The following is a 7,977-nucleotide window of genomic DNA, read 5'->3' as shown; positions in this document are numbered from 1 at the left end:
CAAAATCAAAATTTGGATCGTCGAAAGGCGCTATACCTGCAGCTATTAATATCGCCTTGCACCGACTTCCGGCTAGATGTCCCGAAGCCAATGCATGGGGTCCTCCGCCAGAGCCTCCAAAAATGGCGAAGTTTTCAATTTCAAGAGCATCGGCAATGTCGAGATTTATTTGGGAAACGGTATTGACGCTGCGATCAGAGATCGGTGTTGAGCTTCCGTAACCTGGTCGAACAACCTCGATGATTCGAAATCCATTTGCATCGGCGTTACGCCTGATGTAGGGGGCAATTGGGCCGGCCGAAGGCGAGCCGTGGTGGAAGAACACGACATCATCACTCTGTCCAAAATCAAAATAGGCAACGGTCTGGCCATTCGAGCGAGTAAAAAGTAATTCTTTCATCGTGGAAGATTAGTTGGATTTGCCACATTTTAAAAGGGCCATCAGTATTCGCTTCTCTCCGATGTTTAGGTACTAGTGGAAGTTTGGTTTCAGAAAGTACTGGCGGTGTGTCCCCGATTGGTTGGACTAAAAAACCAGAAATCACATCATTAGATGAGGCTCTCAATGAATATGAGGTTGCATGGGCTGCTGCTGGACACCCACATGCTGTCTATCTAACTAGCTTCTTTGAATTACTACGAGTCACGGTTGCAATGCCGATGATTGTTCGAGCGTAGTATTTTCTAAATTTATCTAAGAAGGATTAGACCCAAACTGAAAACTCCATAAAAAGCAGTTGAGACGGTCAAAAGACGTGGGTTGAATCGATTAGTTTTGAGCAATAAAAGTAAGTAAATAATCGCAATCATGGTAACAACACCCGCCAAAATTAGTGGTGCATCAAATTTCCATGGCGTAAAAATGATTCCAAGACCAGATGGAACAGTTGCTTGAATCATCATTGCTCCACTGATATTTGCTAGAGCTAAAGAAACTTTCCCTTGCCGAATCCAGATAATTGCATTCATAATTTCTGGAAGCTCAGTGGCTACTGGTGCAAGTAGTAGCGCTGTAACGGTTGCAGATAATCCAAGTTCGGGGCCAATCCACTCCAGCTGCCCGACAAAGATGTGAGACGCAGCAAAAATCACAATCAAACTACTAAGGGTTTGTACTAATACTGCCCAACCAGCAGGTGTCCTTCTCTTTGGCTGCAACCTGAGCGGCTCTAAATCCATATCGCTATGTTTCTCTGAATCAGCACGCATCTCTTTCATGAAATATGCACCATAAGCAGCAAAGAAAAGAACTCCTAGCCAAGGCTTGAACGAAAATGCAATTAAGCCCAAGGCAACTTTAAAAACGAAAATTGCGAGAAACCACATTTGATCTTTTGGCAATTGTTTCAAATCTACATTTTTCAGGGGATTAGGTCCGCGTTTCTTGTTGAGTAACATGTATCCTGAAATTCCATATGCAACTGTTGCCAATGCAAGTGGACCTCCCATTGCTGCTCCAACCCCAATATCTTTCGATTCAGGAGAATTGCCTACTGTCACTGCTACGAGTGTGACGACACTCTCTGGAAGCGCTGTTCCGATTGCCGCCAGAACTGTCCCAATTGCGATGGTGCCCATGTTGAGACGAACCCCGAGCCATTCGACAGCATTTACGAAGATTTCACAGGCTAGGTATATGACTACGGCGCAAGTGAGCAACGCAACTATGTGAATGAGCATTTAGCAGTTACCTTTTCGATTTGTCGATCCGTCTAAATCGACAGACAGTGAAGTTCTGTTGACTACCCGAAGGAGTTAGGTGCATTCTCTCGCTAGCCCACTCCAAATTGAAATGGTCGGCGAAAAGTTCGGCGAGGGAATCCTTTGAGTGCCTAAAAACGGGTAATCCACTGCACTTCTCAGGTCCATCTGGTGCGAAAGTTGCTAAAACTAAATAGCCATTCGCACTAATACTGTCCGCAGCAACTCTTACATAGGAACTCTGTTCAGATGAAGTAAGTAAAAAGTGAAAGGCTGCACGATCGTGCCAAAGTTGAAATTTTTCATTAACTTTAAATTGCAGAACATTACCTACATGAAATTCAATCTTGGCTGGCGTGCTGGCAAGGCGTTCTTTAAGTCGTGAAACCGCTGCCGAAGAGATATCAAGTGCGCTCACATTGGAAAACCCACTGTCAATTAGTGCGTCTAAAAGCAAGGAGGCTCCTGCGCCTACATCGATAATTGCTGATTCTTTGGGCAGTTGAAGATCGAATATCAGGTCAAGCCAGAGGTCATCCCGATTTTGCCACCACCCCACGTCGGTAAATTTATTTCGATGCAGGTTTTCCCAATGATTTGCCAACTCCAATGCCATGAATCCAGTTTAGCCCATTCAAGTGCAAGTCCAATAATCGTTGCAATAGACTAAACTTTTTGTCATGAATGAGAACATTGAGAGCATTTTCTGTACTGTGGAGTTAGTGTGAGAGAAAATAACTGTGATCGATCGCGGCTAACCATGGTTGGTATGTAGTGATCGTTGCCTATTTTTGGAAGATTGAAGCTCGTGCGATTCCATTCGCTTTAGTCGCAATGGCAGTTGATCGCTTTGTTTTACGAAGTTCTCCAAATGTAGGTTTCTTTAAATCGCTAGGCACCGGTAAGGGCGAAACATTTACACCGCGTGATGCCAATCCGCTTCGCTGGGGGTTAATTGCAGAAGTTGGCGATGTTGATGTATTCAATAACTCATTTGTCGTTAGGCAGTGGCGCAAAAACTCTATCCATGAGTTTCGAGCAATCATCGAACCCATCTCTGCCCATGGAAAGTGGGCCGGACAAGCGCCTTTTACTCCAACGGTTAAAGAGTGGAACGGCCAAGTAATTGCTGTGACCAGAGCGCGCATTAGGTGGTCTCAAAATCTGCGTTTTTGGCGGGCCGTTCCTCCGGTGACGGCATCGCTCACATCGGCACCTGGCTTAATTGCCGCCATCGGAATCGGCGAAGCTCCGATTGGATTGCAAGGCACTTTTTCCATCTGGGAATCACCGGCTGCCTTACGAGATTTTGCATATCGAGGCGATGCCCATAATGAGGCCATTGCCGCTACGGCCAAATACAAGTGGTACTCAGAGGAGCTTTTCTCACGCTTTGCGGTACAAGAAATTCGAGGTTCGATTAATAACTAAACCTTGATATAGGGCAGACTTAATCCATGTCGATCCGCCAGTATTCCCCACGCCGAGATCAAGGCAGGGGAAATTCAAAGCGGATGAATTCTCTGCTCATTGCAGTTTTATCTATCGCAATAGTTCTGCAAATTGCTTATCCCTTAGTCAATGGAGAAGCGCTGCGTGTACTAACTCTGGCAATAGTGTATTGGGGTGCTGGCGCAATGCTCTTGCATGCCTTTTTTGCATTTGGTGCGCGTTATGCATTTCTATATCTGGCAGTTACTTTCTCGTTTGCTCTGGCCATAGAGCATATTGGCGTTTTAACCTCATGGCCTTTTGGTGAATACTCATACTCGGCAGATTTGGGCTTTAGAATTTTCTCTGTTCCTTTTGTTGTCCCATTTGCTTGGATCATGATGGTGCATCCAGTTCTTGTTGCATCACGGAGAGTCGCTGGCAATTGGGTTTTTCTCTATGGCGGAACTGCACTTGCTGCATGGGATTTGTTTTTAGATCCTTTAATGGTCACTTCGGGTCGTTGGACTTGGGTTGTAAATGGTGCTCATGTACCTTTTCAGCCAGAGATTCCACTGTCAAATACTTTTGGTTGGTTACTTACTGGAATGGGTTTGATTGGCATTTTGAATCTCATACTACCTCGTGATCGCCGCAGAGTTGGTGCATCCTTTTCTGCAATCGATATCTTCTTAGTGTGGGCGCTATTTTCAGGCATTGTTGGAAATCTCTACTTCTTTGATCGACCAGGAATTGCACTCTTTGCTGGAGGAGTTTTTGGAGTTGTATTGACTCCCTATCTATTTACACGTTGGTTGGGGCGTCCATAGAAATCTATGCCTTGGCTAATTGTTTTTCCTACTTTTATTGCGTTTTTTCTCTCTCTCATTAATTTCATCACCATCCGTAAACCTCTAGAAGATAGCGAAATCTCCGAATTTGTGAGCGTAATTGTGCCACTTCGTAATGAGGCGAATAACATTATTGGACTCATTAATAATTTGAGTTCACAGACTTCTCTTACCAACGTCGAATTCATTCTCCTAGACGACAACTCTGATGACTCAACTTTTGATCTAGTAAGTGTTGAAATTGAAAAGAGGCCCAATTTTCGATTGATTCAGGGTGAACCACTGCCAACTGGCTGGATTGGAAAAGTGTGGGCATTGCATCAACTTTTAGCTCAAACACATGGAGAAATAATCGTCTCTATCGATGCCGACGTACGTTTGACACACGATGCAATTAGTAAATCGATTACTTTAATGAAATCAGCACAGTTAGATTTCCTTTCTCCCTATCCCCATCAGATAGCTCAGACATTTGGTGAGCGGTTAATTCAACCGCTTTTACAATGGTCTTGGATGAGCACGCTCTTACTTCGCCTTTCAGAGCGCACCTCATATTCATCAATGGCAGTTGCAAATGGTCAGTTCTTTATTGTCAAAAAGCGGGCTTTAGATGTGGCCGGTGGATATGAAGCGGTTAAAAACGCGGTATTAGATGATGTCTTTCTTGCCCGACGCTTGATCAAAACAGGGTCACATGGGGCTGTTGTTTCTGGTGCAAAAATCGCTGAATGCCGAATGTACTCATCCTGGAGCGAAATCGAGGCCGGTTACGGCAAATCATTAAGACATGCCTTTGGATCAATAATTGGCTCAATAAGTGCCACCCTTATTCTCTTTCTTACTGGAGTTGCACCGTTAATTTTGGCGCTCACGGGATCATTCTGGGGTTGGATTGCCTTTATATGTATGGTCGTGACTCGCATTCTGAGTGCCCACCTCTCACGCATGAGAATCCTTGATTCACTACTGCATTCAATTTCAAGTACATTGCTTATCTATTTAATTTTCTATTCGTATGTAATGCGTGGGGATGTTCAGTGGAAAGGTCGCACGGTATGAAGATTGCGGTCATAGGCGCCGGAATGGGCGGGATGACGGCCGCAGCTCGCTTAGCTCGCGCCGGTCACTCAGTCAGCCTTTACGAAGCATCTGATACCTATGGTGGGAAACTACGTACTGAATGGATAGGCAAATTTGCTTTCGATACCGGCCCATCCCTTTTAACCCTTCCAGCTGTATATAAAGATTTCTTTATTCGTACCGGCAAACCACTTGGTCTTCTCTGTGAAATTCTCCCCGTAGATCCATCATTTGATTACAGATTTGCAGATGGTACTCATGTGACGTTTGCAAATCTTTCACGTCATCACACCCTTAATGCCATCAAAGGCGTTTTTGGAGAAGTTAGCGCCAATCAATGGGACCAGATGATGAAACGCGCAACACGTATGTGGGATGTATCGCGCGAACCCTTCGTTGAGTCAGAGTTGAAATCTCCTTTAGCCTTTCTCAAGCGAAAAACCCTAATTCGAGATATTTTCATTATCGCCCCATGGAAATCACTGCGTAACTTTGCCAAAGAGACCCTCCCTGACCAGCGACTTCGATATATTCTCGATCGATATGCGACATATAGCGGATCGGATCCGCGAAAAGCCCCTGCAGTTTTAGCCACTATCGCCTATGTGGAAGAGGCTTTTGGGGCTTGGCATATAAAAGGCGGAGTTGGAACTTTAGCAACCTTGGTTCATCAACGCTGTATAGATGTGGGGGTGAAATTTCACTTCAATAGCAAAGTCGAGGAAATAGTTATTGAAAAGGGAGTAACCCTTGGTATTCGTTTGGCAGATGGAACTGAGATTGAATCTGAAGCCGTTATCGCCAATGCCGATGCATCGCTCATTTATAACCACCTAATAAAGTCAGAAAATCGAAAACTTCGTAAAGTTCGGAAAAATATCGCTCGAGCCGATGCCTCAATTGCTGGATTTACACTACTTTTGGGTCTTCGAAAGTCTAAAACTTCCGTGCTTAACCACCACACAATTTTATTCACTCATGATTATGATGCAGAATTCAATTCGATTTTTTCAGAGAAATTGCCGGCAAAAAATCCTACGATCTATATTTGCGCTCCCTATGATGACCAAATGGTAAAAGGGGAAAATCTTGAAAGCTGGTCAGTGCTTGTAAATGTTCCGCCCCATGGTCCACATGGATTTGATTGGAACGATGAAAACTTTAATCGAAAATATGCCAACTCAATAATTGATCGCATAGAAGCTCAGGGAATTTCAGTTCGCGATCGCCTCGAATCACTAACAGTTAGAACACCGGCCGATTTAGAGCGCACCGTATCTGCTCCTGGTGGCTCAATTTATGGAACATCAAGTAATGGAGCTCGTGCCGCTTTCTTGCGAGCTAAGAATCGCTCTCCAATCAAAGGACTTTACTGTGTGGGTGGATCTGCGCACCCGGGTGGTGGATTGCCATTAGTTGGGATGAGCGGTGAAATTGTCGCTAACGCAATTGGACGCGCGCAAAACGAATTACCATCGCAAAACTAATTACCTGCAAAACCAAAAAGAGCCAGGATAGGAGAACAACTCCTGGAATACTTAGCTGCCACATAATTAAAGCTGTAAAGAGAAAACTTGCACGAACTGGACGCTCAGCCGGAGTTACCACGCCAATATCTTTAATTTTCAGCGAACTCAATTTTGCACGCGCATACTCTTGAAAGGCGGCAACACACCAAATTGCGATTGCTAACCAAGCAGGTACGCCGATCACATAGAGGGCATACAACCAGAACGCTTCGCTAATCCGATCGACTACTGAGTCAAGCGTTGCACCCCATGCACTGTCTCGCTTCTGGAAAATTGCAACACTTCCATCTATCCCGTCACAAAAGAGAGAGAAAACAAGGAAAAATATGGCCCACCACGTAGTCGCAGTTAAGGCGCTCATTGCCGCACTAATGAGCCCTAAAAGAGTTAAAAGATTTGGAGAGATTCGAAGCAGCGTTGCAATGAGGCCGAAGCGATAAGAAATTTTGAGCCACCATGCCACCGCACCTGTAATGGGAGCATCACTATGGAGCTGGCTCCACTTAGTATAGAACTCGTCTTTAGTGAGCATTATTTAAGTTCCTATATATCTGATTAGTGGCCGTTGAACTATTCATAGTATAGAAGTGAAGGCTTGGAGCGCCAGCGAGCAATAAATCCTCGCACAACGTGCTAGCAAGTTCGATTCCTAATGCATGTACGGCATCTGGGTCATTTTCTACCTTAGAAAATGCCTCCGAAACCGAGGGTGGAATTGGTGTTCCGCCGAGTTCTGCCATTCGGCGTAACTGCTTCACATTTGTAATAGGCAAAATCCCTGGAATAATCGGCATTTTCGAGCCTCGAGCTTGTAGTGCATAAACAAGCTGTTCCCACTTGGCGACCTCAAAGAAAAATTGAGTAGTAGCAAATGTGGCTCCCAAATGCTCTTTACGCAACAACACATCAACATCTTTTTTAAAATCACCCTGCGAAGCTGGATGCCCATCTGGAAAAGCAGCGACTCCAATTTCGAATCCTCCGAATTCGTGGATTAACTGCACTAATTCATCTGCATGGGTAAAACCATCAGATGTTGGCGTCCATGGAGCTCGCGGCCCACCCGCTGGATCTCCACGTAAGGCAAGTACGCCGCGAATGCCAGCGCTGCGATACATGTGCAAAATTGAGATTAACTCTTGGCGACTTGAGCCAACACATGTTAAATGTGCCACAGTGGGAATCTTCGTTCGGTGAGTGACCTCTTCAGTCACACCGATAGTTCTATTCCTGGTCGAACCTCCCGCACCGTACGTTACAGAAACAAACTCTGGCGCAATGTGTTCTAAATCCTCAAGCGCACTCCACAAACGTTGTTCACCCTCACCGTCTTTGGGGGGAAAAAACTCTAAGGAATACGAAGTGCGGACTACCACGGTGTGAGG

The 7,977-nt window shown here is 45.1% G+C and carries 10 protein-coding genes; 5 read left to right on the top strand and 5 right to left on the bottom strand.

The window, feature by feature from the left end:
- A partial coding sequence (locus Q8K48_07020) for an alpha/beta hydrolase (GenBank protein ID MDP1852149.1) occupies positions 1 to 400 on the bottom strand: 400 nt, incomplete at its 3' end.
- A 107-nt stretch (positions 401 to 507) separates the two neighbouring features.
- On the opposite strand from Q8K48_07020, the gene Q8K48_07015 reads away from it, so the two are divergent.
- Positions 508 to 678: a hypothetical protein gene (locus Q8K48_07015; protein ID MDP1852148.1), complete on the top strand. Its 171-nt coding sequence runs from the start codon at positions 508 to 510 to the stop codon at positions 676 to 678.
- Positions 679 to 690: 12 nt separating this feature from the next.
- Here Q8K48_07015 and Q8K48_07010 read toward each other — a convergent pair whose 3' ends face one another.
- Positions 691 to 1,680, bottom strand: coding sequence for a sodium:calcium antiporter (locus Q8K48_07010; protein MDP1852147.1), 990 nt, complete (start codon positions 1,678 to 1,680; stop codon positions 691 to 693).
- Positions 1,681 to 1,687: 7 nt separating this feature from the next.
- The gene (locus tag Q8K48_07005) at positions 1,688 to 2,317 is read right to left on the bottom strand and encodes a class I SAM-dependent methyltransferase (GenBank protein MDP1852146.1); all 630 of its coding nucleotides are present in this window, start codon (positions 2,315 to 2,317) and stop codon (positions 1,688 to 1,690) included.
- 158 nt (positions 2,318 to 2,475) lie between these two features.
- Between Q8K48_07005 and Q8K48_07000 the strand changes: the two genes are divergently transcribed.
- The 4 genes from Q8K48_07000 to crtI are packed head-to-tail and all read left to right on the top strand — an operon-like array spanning position 2,476 to position 6,550.
- Positions 2,476 to 3,132 (top strand): hypothetical protein, encoded by a 657-nt coding sequence (locus Q8K48_07000; protein ID MDP1852145.1) that lies wholly within the window; start codon positions 2,476 to 2,478, stop codon positions 3,130 to 3,132.
- 26 nt (positions 3,133 to 3,158) lie between these two features.
- A complete protein-coding gene (locus Q8K48_06995) occupies positions 3,159 to 3,962 on the top strand; it encodes a carotenoid biosynthesis protein (GenBank protein MDP1852144.1) in 804 nt (267 codons plus the stop codon).
- Positions 3,963 to 3,968: 6 nt separating this feature from the next.
- The gene (locus Q8K48_06990) at positions 3,969 to 5,042 is read left to right on the top strand and encodes a glycosyltransferase family 2 protein (GenBank protein MDP1852143.1); all 1,074 of its coding nucleotides are present in this window, start codon (positions 3,969 to 3,971) and stop codon (positions 5,040 to 5,042) included.
- Positions 5,039 to 6,550: a phytoene desaturase family protein gene (crtI, locus tag Q8K48_06985; GenBank protein MDP1852142.1), complete on the top strand. Its 1,512-nt coding sequence runs from the start codon at positions 5,039 to 5,041 to the stop codon at positions 6,548 to 6,550. Before Q8K48_06990 ends, crtI begins: the two co-directional genes overlap by 4 nt.
- On the opposite strand, the gene Q8K48_06980 is transcribed toward crtI, so the two are convergent.
- Positions 6,504 to 7,124 (bottom strand): CDP-alcohol phosphatidyltransferase family protein, encoded by a 621-nt coding sequence (locus tag Q8K48_06980; protein ID MDP1852141.1) that lies wholly within the window; start codon positions 7,122 to 7,124, stop codon positions 6,504 to 6,506. The two genes, crtI and Q8K48_06980, sit on opposite strands and share 47 nt — an antisense overlap.
- Positions 7,114 to 7,968, bottom strand: coding sequence for a methylenetetrahydrofolate reductase [NAD(P)H] (gene metF / locus Q8K48_06975; protein MDP1852140.1), 855 nt, complete (start codon positions 7,966 to 7,968; stop codon positions 7,114 to 7,116). Before metF ends, Q8K48_06980 begins: the two co-directional genes overlap by 11 nt.
- Positions 7,969 to 7,977 lie beyond the last annotated feature (9 nt).

This window comes from Candidatus Planktophila sp., from assembly GCA_030681675.1.
Classification (GTDB): Bacteria; Actinomycetota; Actinomycetes; order Nanopelagicales; family Nanopelagicaceae; genus Planktophila.
This window is presented reverse-complemented; position numbering and strand designations above follow the sequence as displayed.